Raw genomic sequence first — 16,785 nt, forward strand, 5'->3', positions numbered from 1 at the left:
ACTCTTAGTGTGCGTTGAAGAATTTATGACCGCCTTTTCATCAGGGCAACAGCCGGGAGTGAGAAAAATGAGTGTATCGTTATTATGAAAGCTTATTTATCAGCTCTTGAAAAAAGTGTTTTACAATTAACCCAACGGGGAATTACTGCCGAGCTATTACATTTGGATGTTACGGACCAAGAATCTATAAAATCTGCTGCAAATTTAATGCTTAGTAATAATACAACTATTGATGTGCTTATCAATAATGCAGGAATCTTTTTGGATTCAATTCAAAAACCCAGTGAAACATCTCTGGATAGTATTCATAACACTCTAGCGGTCAATTTGATCGGTCCCTGGCTTGTCACTCAGGCATTTTTACCTTTACTCCAACGTTCAAAAGAAGCCAGGCTGATTTTTATATCTACTGATCTTGCTGCCTTATCTCAAGCAGCCGATCCCCATTCAAAGTACAACAAGGTTGAAGGTCCGGCCTATCGCACCTCTAAAGCAGCCTTAAACATGCTTGCTTTACAATGGGCCAAAGAGCTGCGCGATTCGAATATCTCTGTCAGTGTATGTAGCCCAGGTTGGTGCAGAACCACTCTAGACAGTCAAATTGATTCACGAAAAGCCCCTAATTCTGCTGCTGACGGTGCTGATACCGCTGTTTGGCTCGCTTTAGATAAAGACAGAACACAACATGGGCATTTCTATGCATTTCGTCAACCTATCAATTGGTAACTTTATAAAATAAACAATATTGAGGATAATAACATGACAAAAAAAGAAAATATTAATATCTCTGATCACCAAGCTGAAACAACTCTTTATATAGATACATTAATTTACCAAGGAAGGGAGGCTCAAAAAGAGATTGAAAAATGCTCAGATGAAGAGATTGATAATGTTCTGCACGATTTAGCTAAAATCTTTTCCTCCCGCTGCCGTCAATGGGCCGAAAAAGAGCTTACTGTAACACATATCGGCAATGCTGATGATAAAGAACACAAATTAGCATTAGTTGTTAATCAAGTATTTAAAGGATTATATGGCACCAAAACCTACGGTCGCCTTGATGGAAGCCAAAGACTCATTGAATATGCCAGTCCGGTAGGATTGATATTTGCTGTTGTTCCATTAACCAATCCAATTCCAAATTCACTTTTCAAAATCATGCTTTCTCTCAAAACTCGCAATGCTATCATTTTCAGCTATCCGGCCAAAACAGATAAATTAGCAAGTGAATTTATTCAGTTAGTACAACAGACTATTGTTTCCCATGGTTTGCCGATTTCATTGATTCAGGTTTGTACACCGCCAAGTCACGATAAAACTCATATGTTAATGCAGCACCCTGGTGTAGATATGATCCTTGCTACAGGGGGGAAAACAATAGTCCATGCAGCTTACAGTTCAGGTAAGCCTGCATTTGGTGTGGGGCCTGGCAATGTTCCGGTTTATATTGGGCGATCCGCTAATATCAAAAAAGCTGCTGCCAATATTGTTAAGGGAAAAATGTATGATAATGGTATAGTTTGTGGCTCAGAAAGTAATCTTATAACACATCCTGCCTGTAGAAATGACCTGATCATAGCTTTAGAAGCAGATGGTGCAGCTATCTTGACAGACAGTGAAATTGAACAAGCTATCCAAATGTTATTTAACCAAGAGACCCAATATCTGAAGCGGGAAAATATTGGTCTTAATGCCGCATCATTGGCAGAAAAAGCTCATTTATCGCGCAATTATCCAATTAAATTGCTTGTTATACCCGCTGAATTAGGGAGATATAATTTTCTCAGTAATGAAAAAATGGCACCAATATTAACGTTATATACTGCCAATGAAGAAAATGGTATTGACCTCTCTTATTCGTTAATTTGTAAAGAAGGCGCTGGTCATACAGCCGTAATACATAGTGAAGATCCCGATGAAATTCATCAATTCTCGCTCGCTATGCCTGCCGGGAGGATTTTGGTGAATACTGCGGCAACACATGGCATGCTTGGAGAAACAACTGAGCTCCCTATATCATTTATGCAAGGTAGCGGAACTTTTGGCAGCAACCATACGACTGATCCGATCATCTGGAAACACTTAGTCAACATTAAACGTGTTGCGTATGGCTTACAATGATGTATCTGAATCTTTCAAATTTAAATAATTTGGGAAGAAAATAAATGAAAATACAGTGTATTGGTGCAGGCCCTGCCGGATTAGTGTTTGCCATTCTTACAAAAATGCATAATCACCATCATGAAATTGTTATATATGAACGTCATTTACCAAACGTTACAACCGGGTGGGGGCTTACACTTTCTGAATCAATTTTACAACAATTAGCCAAAATTGATCCTATTATTGTTGAACAACTCAGGTCTCATGTTTTAACGTTAAATTATATTGATATTCACATTAGAGGAAAGATAGTCCGTTCATCCAAGCAACAACTTCTTGCTATCAGTCGATTAAATATGGTCAATATTCTGAGAAAAAGAGCACAGGATATTGGTATCAAAATACATTTTAATATTTCATTAAAATATGAAGATCTTATTAAGCTTTCCGCTGATCTGACGGTTATAAGTGACGGTTCCAACAGTAAAATAAGAAATCAGTTAGAAAATAAATTTAATACAGTACTTCATGAAGGAAATAATTTATATTTATGGTTAGGAACTTCACAACTCTTTAATAATACCTTTAATTTTATTTTCGAACAAACAGAAACAGGTTGGTTTTGGGCGCATTGTTTCAAGTTTGAGAAAAATTGTTCTACGTTTATTGTTGAATGTTCACATGAAACTTGGATAAAAACAGGATTTTTATATATGGATAAAAAGCAAACAATAAATTTTTTGGAAAAAACTTTTTACCGACATTTACATGGCCATCCATTAAAATTCAATGATATATTTAGAAAAAAAATCTATTGGCGTCGTTTTGTTTCTCCCGTAAGCAAAATTTGGTATCACGATAAAAAAGTTTTGCTAGGAAATGTTGCGCATTCTACACATTTTTCTATCGGTTCAGGAACAAAGTTAGCAATAGGAGATGCAATTGCACTAGCGGAAAATTTAAGGTCATGCAATAGATTAGATCTGACCAACCTTGCACATTACCAACAGTGCCGGCAAAATGAATCATTAAATTTACATATAGCAGCAAAAAACTCTCAATCTTGGTTTGAAAATGTTGATTCATTAATTTCAAATGACTTTTTACAATTTTCTATCTCTTTACTTTTGAGAAGTGGTAGAATTTCACAAGATGATCTTTCTATAAATCTGTTACAATAATATATAAAGAGAATGTATTTTATATTTTAATTTTATAAAATAGTAAACAGAGGTTATAATGAATTACGCAAAAATATCCCCTAAAATAATAAACCCACTGTATAAAAGTTATGATGAAATACAGAAAACTGAATTAGATCACTCGCTTATTCTTTTAGTTGAAATGCGAACCTCACAAATTAATGGTTGTGCTTACTGTTGCAGGCTCCATGCAGAAATGGGGCGTAAACTAGGTATAAAAGAGGAAAAGTTCGATAAGTTACCAGGCTGGTTTAATTCCAATATCTATAGTCCGAAAGAAATATTGGCATTAGAATGGTGTGAAGCGCTAACAACAAGCATTAAGAAAAAAAATCTTGACCCTATCAGAGAACGTTTAGAAGAGGTTTTTTCAGAAAAAGAAATTGTTGATCTGACTGCTGCTATATCAGTCATGAATGCCTTGAATAGAATGGCAGTAAGCATTGGAGATAATGGGTAGTAAATTTCCATTATTTGCAACTTAGTTGATGTGTTAAATAATATATTCTATGAATATTATTTTCATAAGACATGATAGTTTCACGACTAAAGGAAATCCTATGTTAAGTGGAAATCAATTAAGATATGCAATGTTAATCGCACGTTACTCACTTTCTATTGCATTTCTAGTCGCAGTTGCTGACAGACTGGGTTTTCATAGTGGATATGGTGAAGAGCAAATTACATGGGGTAACTTCACTGTATTCCTTGACGTTGTTAAACGTTTAAACCCTTGGGCACCTGATTTTATGATCCCTATTTTGGGCTGGGGAGTTACTCTCTTGGAAATCATTTTACCAATATGCCTAATGGTAGGCTTTAAAATCAAAGAAAGTGCATTGATAAGTGCAATCCTGCTATTAATTTTTGCCATCGCAATGGCAACAACCGGCTTATTAAAAAGTGTGTTTGACTATAGTGTTTTATCTGCGTTTTCTTGTGCCCTTCTACTTTATTTTTTTGAAAAATTAAAAATGAGTGAAGATAAAATTATCTAAATTAATAGATCAAATAGTGATAATAACTAAATGGTACTGCATTGTGTAATACAGTACCAAAATTATTTTAATTATATTTAGATTCGGTGAGATTACATAATAAGTACAACATTGTTAATCTGGTAGTAAACGTGCTTGTATTTCCTTAATAATTCATTTGGTGTTTTAGCATGCTGTGTTTTTCTGGAGTAATCATTTAAGCGGTTTACAATAAAATTTATTTTCTGATCAGTTAATTCATTAAAATCAGTTCTCTTTGGAAAATATTGCCTGATTTATTCTGATTTCTCTTCATCTCCCGATTGATGGCAGGTGTGAATTTCGATTGAATGACGCGTAAATGAAAAGATGTGAACAACCTGCTTTTTTTAAACTGGGAAAATGGTATCTTTCTGTTTCAGTCAGTTGTGTATAGGACATAGTGTATAGGACATAGTGTATTTCCCTGTGGTAGAAAAGATGCCTGTTATAGCAACTAACCGCTCTTTTGAAAAATAGCACTTATTAGTTTGTCGAATCAGCCAGGTATAACTTTATGACTACTAAACAAAGAGAAAAAAATATATCTAATGCCAAGTATTTTATGCACGAAGTTTGGGTTCTAAAAAATCCCACAGATAAATCAATAAAAATGATGGATAATGATACAATTATTGAAAGTCCTACTGGAACTTCAGTTGGTATTGATTCTTTTATAACACTATTGAAAATTTGGTACAGGGCTTTTCCTTATTTAGTATACAGAGAGAACAATATCAGCGCTCACAATAGAGATATTATTATTGATTGGGAAATTGAAGGAGAACATCTTGGTGAGTTTTATTCAATTTCTGCAACCGGAAAAAAGGTTAATTATCGGGGAACAACAAAAATTGTTTTCACTGATGGGAAAATTATCCATTATCACACAAAGACTGATATAAAAAATATTATTTTACAATTGACAAATTCATCATATTCTCCAGTTTTTGATATAAAAAATATTGAGGTATATAATTTAATCAATCAAATATTAGGACATCAATTGTCTTATCGGCAAATAGAGTGCCTTGCCCTTTCTACGTTAAATACGTCTATCAAAGATATTGCAAGGTTATTATCTATAGAAAACAGTACCGTACAGACTCACTTAAAAAGAGCGTTCGAAGTCATTGGTATTAGTAATAAAAAAATGCTTATGGAGTTCATTATTGAGTGTCATGCGATTGAAATTATGGTTAGAGTTGGATTGCTTATAATAATTCGCATAAGAAGGAATAAATATTTTAAATATTAAACTACCCAATAATAATTTAATCTGAACTAAGCAATTGTGACAGATATTTGATAACAATATGATCTCCAGCCACCGTGAATGTTTCACGTCGGTCATGATTCGAACCAGGTGACTTGCTGACGCTTGATTTTCAGGTTATGTATCCATGGAAATGCATGACCGAATTATTGGGTATTATCTGAACATTCATCACTATCAATAAGTTGGAATCATGATCCCAAATTACAGTCTGTTTTTTGTTCTGATTAAAGTAAGTAATAAATTATTTTGATTAACCTGTTATTTGAAATAAATCTTTTATTAGACAGATAATAATAGTGAAATGCAGGTTGATATTTGCCTGTATGATAAAAATGGTTAAAAAAAGTAGCGTGTTATGATTTTCGACTGTATATTTATACAGTTTCTTTGTCGTGGAGAGATCTGATGCGCAAGATTATTCATATTGATATGGACTGCTTTTTTGCTGCTATTGAAATGCGGGATAACCCATCACTTCGCGATATTCCTATTGCTGTTGGTGGCAGTGCTGACAGGCGAGGTGTTATCAGTACAGCGAATTATCCTGCCCGCCGTTTCGGCGTACACAGTGCTATGTCTACCTCAATGGCTTTAAAACTTTGTCCTCAATTGAAAGTGATTTCAGGACGTATGGCGTTCTATAAAGAAGTTTCTCAACATATCCGCCAGATTTTTTCCCGTTATACCGAATTGATTGAACCTTTGTCTCTGGATGAGGCTTATCTGGATGTAACGAATTGCCAATATTGTTATGGCTCCGCTACGTTAATTGCTAAAGAGATTCGTCAGGTCATTTTTGAGGAGTTGCAACTAACTGCTTCGGCAGGTGTTGCACCCGTTAAATTTCTGGCCAAAATTGCATCAGATATCAATAAACCCAATGGTCAGTATGTGATTGCTCCTGAACAAGTTGAAGAGTTTGTGAAATCTTTACCATTGCACAAAATTCCCGGCGTGGGAAAAGTAACGGCTAATCGATTATCGGGGATAGGTTTGGAAACCTGTGTGGATGTGCAACGCTATGACAAGTTAGAGTTAATAAAAAAATTAGGGAAATTTGGCTTAGCGCTTTGGCAGCGTTGTCATGGTATTGATGAACGCTTAATCAAGCCTGAGCACTTACGTAAATCTGTTGGTGTAGAAAAAACACTGGCGCAGGATATTCATGATTGGCGTGATTGTGCCGAATTAATTGAACAACTTTACCCTGAACTGGAAAAGCGGTTGGGAAAGGTTAAGCCTGATCTGCGTATTGCTCGTCAGGGCATTAAATTAAAATTTGATGATTTTCAACTGACGACACAGGAGCATGTCCATCCTCTATTAGATAAACAGGATCTGCTTCGGATCGCCAGACAGGCTTGGGAAATTCGCAGAGAAGGCCGGGGTGTCCGGTTAGTTGGTCTGCATGTGACATTACAGAATCCACAACTGGAACGTCAGTTATTGTTAGAATGGTAATGCTGCTTGTTATGGGGGAAAGCATGTAAGAAAGAATATTCCCCTGCCTGTGAACAGGGGAATGCAGGCATTACTACTCTTTCACCGGAATTGATTTCAGAATGGCAGTCAGCAATTGCCAATACTGATCAACACTCTTAATGTGAACCCTTTCATCAGGTGAATGTGCACCTCGAATGGTTGGGCCAATGGAGACCATATCCATATCTGGATACGGTTTTTTAAACAATCCACATTCCAAACCTGCGTGGATCACCATAATATTCGGCATGTTGTCGAACAATTGGTGATAAGTTTCGCGGACTAAATGCATAACTGGAGAATTGGCATCCGGTTGCCAGCCAGGATAACCACCACTTGCTGTTGTTTCTGCGCCGGACAGTTTTGCCAGAGAATTCAGCATCCCGGCAACATAGGCTTTACCACTTTCAATTAATGAACGGATCAGACAGATAATTTCCACTCTGTCTGCTTCCATATTAACAACGCCTACATTCAGGGATGTTTCTACAACACCTTTAGCGACATCGCTCATACGAATAACACCGTTAGGCATAGTGTTTAGCATAGAGATAAAGCGAGACTGGCAGTCTTCTGTCAATGCGGGTGATGAAGTTTCAATTTTGTTCAATAAGAGAGTCAAATTCGTGTCAGAAACCGCATATTCATTTTTCAATGTTTCCAAATAATCATCTTTTAACTGATGTAGCTTTTGGCGCTGCTCTGTTGGCACGGCAATGATAGTAGAGCCTTCACGAGGAATAGCATTGCGCAGTGTCCCTCCCTGAAAATGAATCAATCTCAGGCCAAGTTCTTCTGTATGTGTAGCGAGGAAACGAGCCAGTAATTTGTTAGCGTTACCTAATCCTAAGTGGATATCACCACCGGAATGACCGCCTTTCAAGCCCTTCAGCGTTAGTTGCAGAGTTTGATAGTTTGCTGGCAGAGACTCGCGGGAGAGTGTCATCGTTGAGACAAAATCAATACCGCCTGCACAACCCATATAGATTTCGCCTTCTTCTTCTGAATCAGTATTTATCAGAATATCAGCTTGCAACCAGTCAGGTTGAAGGCCAAATGCACCATCCATACCTGCTTCTTCAGTCATGGTCAGTAAAACTTCCAGCGGGCCGTGTTTGACAGATTCGTCTGCCAGTACTGCCAAGGCGGAAGCCATACCAATACCATTATCTGCCCCTAATGTTGTACCTTCAGCCGTTATCCAGTCACCATCAATGTAAGGACGGATGGGATCTTTCGTAAAATCGTGTTGTGTATCATTATTTTTTTGAGGAACCATATCAAGATGAGCTTGAAGTACTACCGCCTTGCGGTTTTCCATGCCTTTTGTGGCCGGTTTTCTAATCAGGATATTACCGACTTCATCGCGCTCAACATGGAAATTTCTGTTTTTGGCCCATTCAATGATGTGAGAGGCCAGTTCTTCTTCATGATAGGATGGGTGTGGAATGGAGCAAATTTTAGCAAAAATATCCCATAATGGCTGAGGGGATAGTGTTGATAATTCGGACACGTCAGATCTCCTGTAACTGCATCTTGATGAAATGGGAAGTATATAATGTTTGACATATCGGGGGCTTGTATCATCTTGAGCTGCCCAGTGTCTATGCTCTTGCCTGAGAATACCATTTTCTTGTGGATAATGCGCAATCAGGATGTACCTTGTTTTTGCTGGTTTTTGCTTGCCTAACTCACTATAATCTCGCGCAACCTTTATTCCGCAACAAACTCTTTTCTGAGATTTTCTTAGTTTCCAGGATCAAATTTTATGAGCGAAAAATATGTCGTAACGTGGGATATGTTGCAAATACATGCCCGTAAACTGGCACAACGTTTACTTCCCGCAGAGCAATGGAAAGGTATTATTGCTGTAAGTCGTGGCGGGCTTGTACCTGGAGCATTATTGGCTCGTGAACTGGGGCTCCGTCATGTGGATACAGTTTGTATTTCCAGCTATGATCATGATAATCAGCGTGAGTTAAAGGTATTGAAAAAAGCCGAAGGAGATGGAGAAGGCTTTATCATCGTTGATGATTTGGTTGATACCGGAGGCACTGCTCAGGCGATCCGTGAGATGTATCCCAAAGCGCACTTTGTGACGATTTTTGCCAAACCTGCAGGCCGTCCGTTAGTGGATGATTATGTGGTTGATATTCCTCAAAACACATGGATTGAACAGCCGTGGGATATGGGCGTAATGTTTATCCCGCCTATCTGTGAATAATAATTATACTATACCTCTCATCTTGCAAGTTGCTCTTTAATTGGTTGCGCTATTCTTCATAGCTACCCCAGTCATATAGTTTAGTTACCTATGCGCCTGGGGATTTTTCTATTGCTACTGCAATGCAACTCGAAATCTATTGGGTATTTTTGTGATAAGCAGTAATAAATTTCTTTTGCCATGACTAAACATAACCTTTCAGAATCGCTGTTTAAACCTCAGGTTAAACAGCGGGAAACTTCTACATTGGTAAAATACGTTTGTCCACAAGTGACTGATGCCAGTGATAAAGTGCTCAGTGGAGAACGCCAAGAACGCTGGTATCGCATGATTAACTGGCTCGCTTGGATCTGGAGGGGGATTAATCCGCTGGAAATTCAAGATGTTCTCAGCAGGATTGCGGTGACAAATGCTGAGCGTAGTCATGACCATTTATTGGACACAGTGATTGGCTATCGTAAAGGGAATTGGGCCTTTGAATGGTCACAACAGGCTATGTTCTGGCAGCAGAAAGCACAGCATGCTGAACAGGGCTCTGAAGCCAGTGAGTGTTGGTTAAAAGCCTCAATGTTATACAGCATTGCTGCGTATCCCCATCTGCGTGGTGACGAATTGGCAGATCAGGCTGTTGCCCTGGCTAATAAAGCTTATGAAAATGCAGCACATTTCTCTGATTATCAGTTGAAAAAACTGAAATTTCAGTTAGAAGAGGGTAAAACCGTTACTGGTTTACTGCATATTCCTCCAGATGTTCAGGAACCGTGTCCGACAATACTTGTTTGTGCCAGTCTTGATAGTTTGCAAAGTGATTGTTGGCGATTGTTTCGGGAACATTTCTCACCGCTAGGTTTTGCAATGCTGACGGTGGATATGCCTTCTGTAGGTTATTCAGCCAAGTTTACATTGACACAGGATACCTGCGCTCTTCATCAACAAGTATTGCAACAATTAAAAACTGTTCCGTGGATTGATCATACAAGAGTGGGCATTTTTGGTTTTCGTTTTGGTGCCAATATTGCTGTTCGTCTCGCGTATCTGGAACCTCATCTTATTAAGGGAGTGGCTGTGGTCAGCCCGGTTGTTCATGAACTATTGCATGATGAAAAGTTACAGCAGAAAATTCCGTCAATGTACAAAGATGTACTTGCCAGTCGTCTGGGCGTTTACCATGTTGATGAAGCTGCTCTGCGTTTAGAACTGAGCTGTTATTCTTTGAAAAATCAAGGATTACTGGGGCGTCGCTGTTCTGTGCCAATGTTTTCAGTATATTGGAAGGATGATATTTTCAGTCCAAGAGAAGACTCAAAACTTATTGCTAGATCATCAATGGATGGCTCTTTATTGGCAATTCCGTCAACGCCTGTTTACAGTGGTTTCAGTCGGGCATTACACGAATCAAGTGTATGGTTGAAAGATAAAGTTGACTAAACTTAAATTTAATAGTTGAAATTTTTTAATCATTTGATACAAATGTGCTTCTGTTTATAAAGGAGACCTTTGTATGACTGTACCCGCAAGTTATTCCAGAAATAAGTTGTTAAAGAGTTTTTCTGCATTAGGGCCCTATTTACGCGAACTAAGATGCCAAAATGATTACTTCTTTTTTGATTGCCTGGCTGTCTGTGTGAGTGCAAAAGCAGCACCAGAAAAACGGGAGTTTTGGGGCTGGTGGTTAGAATTGGAATTACAGGAAAAAGGGTTTGTTTATAACTATCAGATAGGTCTATTTGATAAACATGGTGAGTGGCAACCAATGAGTATCAAAAAAGAAGCTGATCTTAAGCATCTTGAATCAACATTACAGGCGTTTCACAAACGTCTGTCCGATTCTCTTGATATCTTCAAACTGACGCTAATTCCATCTGACAACACTGTCACTCCTCAGATCTAAATTTTGGCATGAATTTGTTTTATACCTGATAAATTTTAAGTTGTATCAGGATCATAAATAAATGGAATCAATAAGAAAGCAACCTAATGAATTAAGGGTATAAATCAACTTTTTTTGAATTTTGCGTTATGCCAGTTGGCATGACGCTTCTCTCCTGCTAAAACTGAGCTCTGTTTTTTAAATTTATTGTGTCTTATTTATTTTTCAAATGAATGGTAATGGCAGGAATATGATGAATGACAGTCAAACATTGGTTGTGAAACTGGGGACGAGTGTACTGACTGGTGGTTCCCGTCGTTTAAATCGTGCCCATATGGTGGAGTTGGTTCGGCAATGCGCGCAGCAACATGAGAAAGGTCACCGTATTATTATTGTAACTTCCGGTGCCATTGCCGCAGGTCGGGAACATCTTGGTTATCCAGAACTACCGGCAACAATTGCTTCAAAACAGTTGCTTGCTGCTGTAGGGCAAAGCCGATTGATCCAATTATGGGAGCAGCTTTTCTCCATTTATGGTATTCATGTCGGCCAAATGTTGTTAACCCGAGCAGATCTGGAAGATCGTGAACGTTTCCTGAATGCAAGGGATACACTTCATGCATTACTTGATAATCAGATTATCCCTATCATTAATGAGAATGATGCAGTTGCAACAGCAGAGATCAAAGTGGGTGATAATGATAACCTTTCTGCTTTGGCGGCAATTCTGGGTAGTGCGGATAAATTGTTGCTTCTGACAGACATTGAAGGGCTATATACTGCCGATCCTCGTAATAATCCTAATGCGGAACTTATTCATGAAGTGCATGATATCAGCGATGAACTCAAAATGATGGCCGGGGATAGCGTTTCAGGTCTTGGAACTGGCGGTATGGCAACAAAACTTCAGGCCGCAGGTGTTGCAGGTCGTGCCGGAATTGATGTGATTATTGCTGCGGGTAATAGAGCCAATGTCGTTGCTGATGTGATTGAGGACAAATCGGTTGGTACACGTTTTCATGGCTTGGCCAGTCCGATGGAAAATCGTAAGCGCTGGATCTTCGGTGCACCTTCTGCGGGAGAAATCATTGTCGATGATGGTGCAGAATCTGCCATTCTTGAGAAAGGCAGCTCTTTATTGCCGAAAGGGATAAGAAGTGTTGCAGGTGACTTTTCCCGTGGTGAAGTTGTCCGCATCTGTAGCTTATCCGGCAAGAAGTTAGCCCATGGTGTATGTCGTTACAACAGTGACGCTTTACGCCTGATTGCCGGTCACCATTCACAGAAAATCTGCCAGATATTGGGTTATGAATATGGTGCAGTTGCTGTGCACCGTGATGATATGATCGTAAGTTAAGGATTCCACCATGCTAGAGCAGATGGGAAAAGCAGCTAAAGCAGCATCATGGCAACTGGCTCAATTGAGCACCAGTCAGAAAAATCAGGTGTTGAGTCATATTGCTGATTTACTTGAGCAGGAAACAGAAGATATCCTTGCTGCTAATCAGCAAGATATGGAACAAGCCCGTCAACAGGATATGAATGAGGCATTGCTTGATCGGTTATTGCTGACCCCTGAACGGTTGAAAGCGATTGCTAATGATGTGCGTCAGGTTTGTCGATTAGCTGATCCTGTGGGGCAGGTGATGGATGGACAATTGTTGGATAATGGGTTGCAGCTGAGCCGTCACCGTGTTCCTCTTGGTGTAATTGGCGTAATTTATGAAGCTCGTCCCAATGTCACTATTGATGTAGCATCATTATGCCTGAAAACAGGGAATGCCGTGATACTACGTGGTGGTAAGGAAACCCATCATACCAATCAGGCAATGGTAAAAGTGATCCAACAGGCATTAGAACAAAGTGGTGTACCTGCCGCGGCGGTTCAAGCGATTAATAAACCTGATCGTGAACTAGTTGCCGAATTATTGAAAATGGATCGCTATATTGACATGCTGATCCCTAGAGGTGGTGCCGGGTTGCATAAATTTTGTCGAGAACAGTCCACTATTCCAGTTATCACTGGAGGAATTGGCGTTTGTCACACGTTTGTTGATGAGCATGTGAATTTCGAAAAAGCGTTGGAAGTTATCACCAATGCAAAAGTTCAACGCCCAAGCGCCTGTAATGCCTTGGAAACTCTTTTGGTGCATGAGAAGATAGCCGCAGACTTTCTGCCAGCATTAAGTATCAGAATGAAAGGGCAGAAGGTAACACTGCATGCCGGGGCGTCAGCTATGGCGTTACTGAAAGATGGCCCGGCAAACGTTGTTGAAGTGGCAGAAGAAGACTATTGCGATGAATGGCTATCATTGGATATGAATGTGGAAATTGTCAACGATATTGATAAAGCTATTGAACATATCCGTACTTATGGTACAGCCCATTCGGATGCTATTTTGACAGAGTCTTTACAGCATGCAGACTATTTTATTCGTCATGTGGATTCTTCAGCTGTATATGTAAATGCCAGTACACGTTTTACTGATGGCGGTCAGTTTGGTTTAGGGGCAGAGGTTGCTGTCAGTACCCAGAAACTACACTCCAGAGGTCCAATGGGACTGGATGCATTGACGACTTATAAATGGATCGGTTACGGAGATTACCTTACCCGTCGTTAATGGCAATATTCTGTTTTAGTAATTTTTAATTCAGAACAGGCCACACTTACCATTAAGTGTGGCTTTTAACGTGGTAAAAATATATTTTTACATAAGTGTAAACATTTAGTTACTATATTTTGTATTCAACTTTAATGGCTCAGACCTTCAGGAAAAACAATACAATGAAGCAAACTCTATTTATCGTAGGTGCACGTGGTGCAGGGAAGACGACAATAGGTAATTTGTTAGCTGAAGTGTTAGCGTATAAATTTGTTGACACCGATGAAAATATTCAGATTTCATGTGGGATGACTATTGCTGACCTCGTTGAGCAACGTGGTTGGGACTACTTCAGGAAATTGGAAAGCCAAACATTAAAAGCTGTTAGCCAGAAAAACCGGGTCATTTCTACAGGGGGGGGAATGATATTAGCAGCTGAGAATCGGCTGTATATGCGGCAAAATGGCATTGTGATTTATCTGCAAGCCCCGGTAGAAGTTCTGATAGAGCGGTTGTCTCATAATCCAGAAAATTCACAGCGCCCTAGTTTGACTGGGAAATCCATAACGGAAGAAATAACCGGAGTGTTGGCAGAAAGAGAGCCATTATATCGTGAATGTGCACATTTTATTGTTGATGCTACCCTGCCAATAGAAAATACCGTTCTTGATATAAAAAGTTATATTTTGAGTCAATACAAACAGATAATTTGATATATTTTTTTATTTTTACGTTTATTTTTTATATGAGTAATAAATTCTATATCTCAGATCATTTATACCTCTTATAGTATCACTCTACTTATTACTCACTTTAATTTTATTTAATTATATTGAGATATGGATTGATATATGGATATGCTCTTAAAGTTTCTGCGATTACTTGTGCGTGTGCTCTTTAGAGTTACAGTAGAAGGTGATGATAAGCATCTCAAACACCCCAAATGTATTATTACTCCCAATCATATTTCCTTTTTGGATGGTCTTTTGATTGGGCTTTTTCTGCCAGTGAAACCTGTATTTGCTATTTATTCTAATATTGCGACACGGAGCTTTCTCAAATTTATTAAACCCTATGCGGATGTTGTGCCCTTGGATCCAACGAATCCAATGGCAATCAGAACACTGGTTAAAGAGATCGATAATGGGCGACCTATCGTCATTTTCCCTGAAGGCCGGATCACGGTAACGGGCTCTTTGATGAAAGTTTATGATGGTGCAGCATTCATTGCAGCTAAGTCAGATGCTAAAGTCGTGCCTATCCGTATTGATGGTGCAGAACAAAGTATTTTTGGGCGTTTGAAAGGTGTTATGAAACTTCATTGGTTCCCTAAAATTACCATCAAGATTTTACCTGCCATAGATTTTCCGATGCCTGATGCCCCGGATTCGTCAATACGTCGCCGTTTGGCGGGAGAAAAACTGCATGCTGTCATGATGGATGTGAGAATGCAGACACGTCCGAAAGAGACGTTATTCAGTGCTTATCTGACAGCTCAAAAGCGTTTTGGACGTTTTAAATCTTGTATTGAAGATAATGCACTGAAAGAAGATAGTTATCACACACTATTGAAAAAAATATTGGCAGTCAGTCGGATCTTAGAACGTTTTACTCAGGAAGGTGAAAGAATAGGATTTTTACTGCCTAATGCTACTGTTATGGCGGCTGCTATATACGGTGCATCGCTGAGAGGACGGGTTCCGGCCTTGTTAAACTATACGGCGGGGAGCAGTGGTGTTAAAAATGCCATACAAGCGGCGACAATCAAAACCATTGTGACTTCTCGTCAATTTCTGGAAAAAAGGCAGTTAACCCATTTGCCTGAGCAGGTAACCGAAGCGAATTGGGTCTATCTTGAAGATCTGAAAGATACCATCACACGGGACGATAAGTTTTGGATATTCTGGCACTTAATTTTCCCAACCAAAGCTATTCTGCCTTCACAGAAACCAGAAGATGAGGCGCTGATCCTGTTTACTTCAGGTTCTGAAGGTGCACCAAAAGGAGTTGTGCATAGTCATGCCAGTTTATTAGCTAATGTTGAGCAAATTAAAACGATTGCAGACTTTACTCCACAGGATCGTTTTATGTCATCTTTGCCCCTGTTTCATGCCTTTGGGCTGACAGTCGGGTTATTTACCCCTTTGATGACGGGAAGCCGTGTATTCCTTTACCCAAATCCACTGCATTATCGTGTTATTCCTGAAGTGGTCTATGACCAAAACTGTACGGTTCTGTTCGGAACCTCAACTTTCTTGGGTAATTATGCCCGTTTTGCCCACCCTTATGATTTTGCCCGCTTGCGCTATGTCGTTGCAGGTGCAGAAAAACTGTCAGAAAACACCAAACGTGTTTGGCAGGATAAATTTGGCATCCGTATTCTGGAAGGTTATGGCGTGACAGAATGTGCTCCTGTTGTGGCAATTAATGTTCCGATGGTTGCCAAAGTAGGTACAGTTGGACGGATTTTGCCGGGTATGGAAGCGCGCTTACTGCCTGTGCCAGGCATTGAAGAGGGTGGACGTCTGCAATTGCGTGGCCCGAATATCATGAAAGGTTATCTGCGGGTTGAGACTCCGGATCGTCTTGAACCACCCGCAGCAGAAGATATTGAAGGGAATCTACAGCTTGGTTGGTATGATACAGGTGATGTTGTCTCCATTGATGAAGAGGGTTTTTGTACGATTAAAGGGCGTGTGAAGCGTTTTGCTAAATTGGCAGGTGAAATGATTTCTCTTGAAGCCGTAGAGCAAATTGCGTCAAGGATCTCACCGGATGCTCTGCATGCAGCAACGGCCAGAAGCGATTACAGTAAAGGTGAAGCTCTGGTGCTGTTCACGACAGATACAGTACTGAACAGAAATGCGATGTTAGTTGTTGCACGCGAAATTGGTATGCCTGAACTGGCAGTTCCACGAGATATTCGCTATGTGCAGCAATTACCTTTACTTAGTAGTGGCAAACCTGATTTTGTCACATTAAGAGAAATGGCAGAGCAGGAGTAAG

Annotated in this window: 15 protein-coding genes and 1 pseudogene; 14 read left to right on the forward strand and 2 right to left on the reverse strand. The window is 39.5% G+C overall.

Annotated features, from left to right (window positions below):
* Nucleotides 1-75: 75 nt before the first annotated feature.
* The 5 genes from Xind_RS15830 (at nucleotide 76) to Xind_RS15850 (ending at nucleotide 4,303) form a co-directional block, all read left to right on the forward strand.
* A complete protein-coding gene (locus Xind_RS15830) occupies nucleotides 76-726 on the forward strand; it encodes an SDR family NAD(P)-dependent oxidoreductase (protein ID WP_420856076.1) in 651 nt (216 codons plus the stop codon).
* A 33-nt stretch (nucleotides 727-759) separates the two neighbouring features.
* Nucleotides 760-2,121, forward strand: a complete 1,362-nt coding sequence (locus tag Xind_RS15835; RefSeq protein ID WP_047679771.1) for an aldehyde dehydrogenase family protein — start codon at nucleotides 760-762, stop codon at nucleotides 2,119-2,121.
* Nucleotides 2,122-2,165: 44 nt separating this feature from the next.
* Nucleotides 2,166-3,284: an FAD-dependent monooxygenase gene (locus Xind_RS15840; protein ID WP_052189408.1), complete on the forward strand. Its 1,119-nt coding sequence runs from the start codon at nucleotides 2,166-2,168 to the stop codon at nucleotides 3,282-3,284.
* A 58-nt stretch (nucleotides 3,285-3,342) separates the two neighbouring features.
* Nucleotides 3,343-3,765, forward strand: a complete 423-nt coding sequence (locus Xind_RS15845) for a carboxymuconolactone decarboxylase family protein (RefSeq protein WP_047679769.1) — start codon at nucleotides 3,343-3,345, stop codon at nucleotides 3,763-3,765.
* 100 nt (nucleotides 3,766-3,865) lie between these two features.
* Nucleotides 3,866-4,303: a MauE/DoxX family redox-associated membrane protein gene (locus Xind_RS15850; protein WP_047679767.1), complete on the forward strand. Its 438-nt coding sequence runs from the start codon at nucleotides 3,866-3,868 to the stop codon at nucleotides 4,301-4,303.
* 114 nt (nucleotides 4,304-4,417) lie between these two features.
* On the opposite strand, the pseudogene Xind_RS21800 reads toward Xind_RS15850, so the two are convergent.
* A pseudogene (locus Xind_RS21800) lies at nucleotides 4,418-4,578 on the reverse strand (IS30 family transposase); the annotation flags it as partial.
* A 260-nt stretch (nucleotides 4,579-4,838) separates the two neighbouring features.
* Between Xind_RS21800 and Xind_RS15855 the strand changes: the two are divergent.
* Both Xind_RS15855 and dinB read left to right on the forward strand, forming a co-directional pair.
* Nucleotides 4,839-5,579, forward strand: coding sequence for an ester cyclase (locus Xind_RS15855; RefSeq protein WP_052189406.1), 741 nt, complete (start codon nucleotides 4,839-4,841; stop codon nucleotides 5,577-5,579).
* A gap of 426 nt (nucleotides 5,580-6,005) precedes the next feature.
* Complete coding sequence (gene dinB, locus Xind_RS15860; RefSeq protein WP_187649509.1) at nucleotides 6,006-7,061, forward strand: DNA polymerase IV; 1,056 nt, start codon at nucleotides 6,006-6,008, stop codon at nucleotides 7,059-7,061.
* Nucleotides 7,062-7,134: 73 nt separating this feature from the next.
* Here dinB and pepD read toward each other — a convergent pair whose 3' ends face one another.
* The gene (pepD, locus tag Xind_RS15865) at nucleotides 7,135-8,595 is read right to left on the reverse strand and encodes a beta-Ala-His dipeptidase (RefSeq protein WP_047679763.1); all 1,461 of its coding nucleotides are present in this window, start codon (nucleotides 8,593-8,595) and stop codon (nucleotides 7,135-7,137) included.
* A gap of 255 nt (nucleotides 8,596-8,850) precedes the next feature.
* Here pepD and gpt point away from each other — a divergent pair, with 255 nt between their 5' ends.
* From gpt to aas, 7 genes are all read left to right on the forward strand, one after another.
* A complete protein-coding gene (gene gpt, locus Xind_RS15870; protein ID WP_047679761.1) occupies nucleotides 8,851-9,306 on the forward strand; it encodes a xanthine phosphoribosyltransferase in 456 nt (151 codons plus the stop codon).
* Between the two features lie 180 nt (nucleotides 9,307-9,486).
* Nucleotides 9,487-10,734, forward strand: a complete 1,248-nt coding sequence (gene frsA, locus Xind_RS15875) for an esterase FrsA (RefSeq protein ID WP_047679759.1) — start codon at nucleotides 9,487-9,489, stop codon at nucleotides 10,732-10,734.
* A 73-nt stretch (nucleotides 10,735-10,807) separates the two neighbouring features.
* Nucleotides 10,808-11,197 carry a sigma factor-binding protein Crl gene (gene crl, locus Xind_RS15880; RefSeq protein ID WP_047679757.1) on the forward strand — a complete coding sequence of 130 codons (390 nt, stop codon included), beginning with the start codon at nucleotides 10,808-10,810 and terminating at the stop codon, nucleotides 11,195-11,197.
* Nucleotides 11,198-11,429: 232 nt separating this feature from the next.
* Nucleotides 11,430-12,533 carry a glutamate 5-kinase gene (gene proB, locus Xind_RS15885; protein ID WP_047679755.1) on the forward strand — a complete coding sequence of 368 codons (1,104 nt, stop codon included), beginning with the start codon at nucleotides 11,430-11,432 and terminating at the stop codon, nucleotides 12,531-12,533.
* A gap of 10 nt (nucleotides 12,534-12,543) precedes the next feature.
* A complete protein-coding gene (proA, locus tag Xind_RS15890; protein ID WP_187649508.1) occupies nucleotides 12,544-13,797 on the forward strand; it encodes a glutamate-5-semialdehyde dehydrogenase in 1,254 nt (417 codons plus the stop codon).
* Between the two features lie 164 nt (nucleotides 13,798-13,961).
* Nucleotides 13,962-14,492: a shikimate kinase AroL gene (aroL, locus tag Xind_RS15895; RefSeq protein ID WP_047679751.1), complete on the forward strand. Its 531-nt coding sequence runs from the start codon at nucleotides 13,962-13,964 to the stop codon at nucleotides 14,490-14,492.
* A 144-nt stretch (nucleotides 14,493-14,636) separates the two neighbouring features.
* Entirely contained in the window at nucleotides 14,637-16,784 is a 2,148-nt protein-coding gene (gene aas, locus Xind_RS15900; protein ID WP_187649551.1) for a bifunctional acyl-ACP--phospholipid O-acyltransferase/long-chain-fatty-acid--ACP ligase, read from the forward strand.
* Nucleotide 16,785: the final 1 nt, after the last annotated feature.

The organism is Xenorhabdus indica (assembly GCF_014467235.1).
GTDB classification, from domain to species: Bacteria; Pseudomonadota; Gammaproteobacteria; order Enterobacterales; family Enterobacteriaceae; genus Xenorhabdus; species Xenorhabdus indica.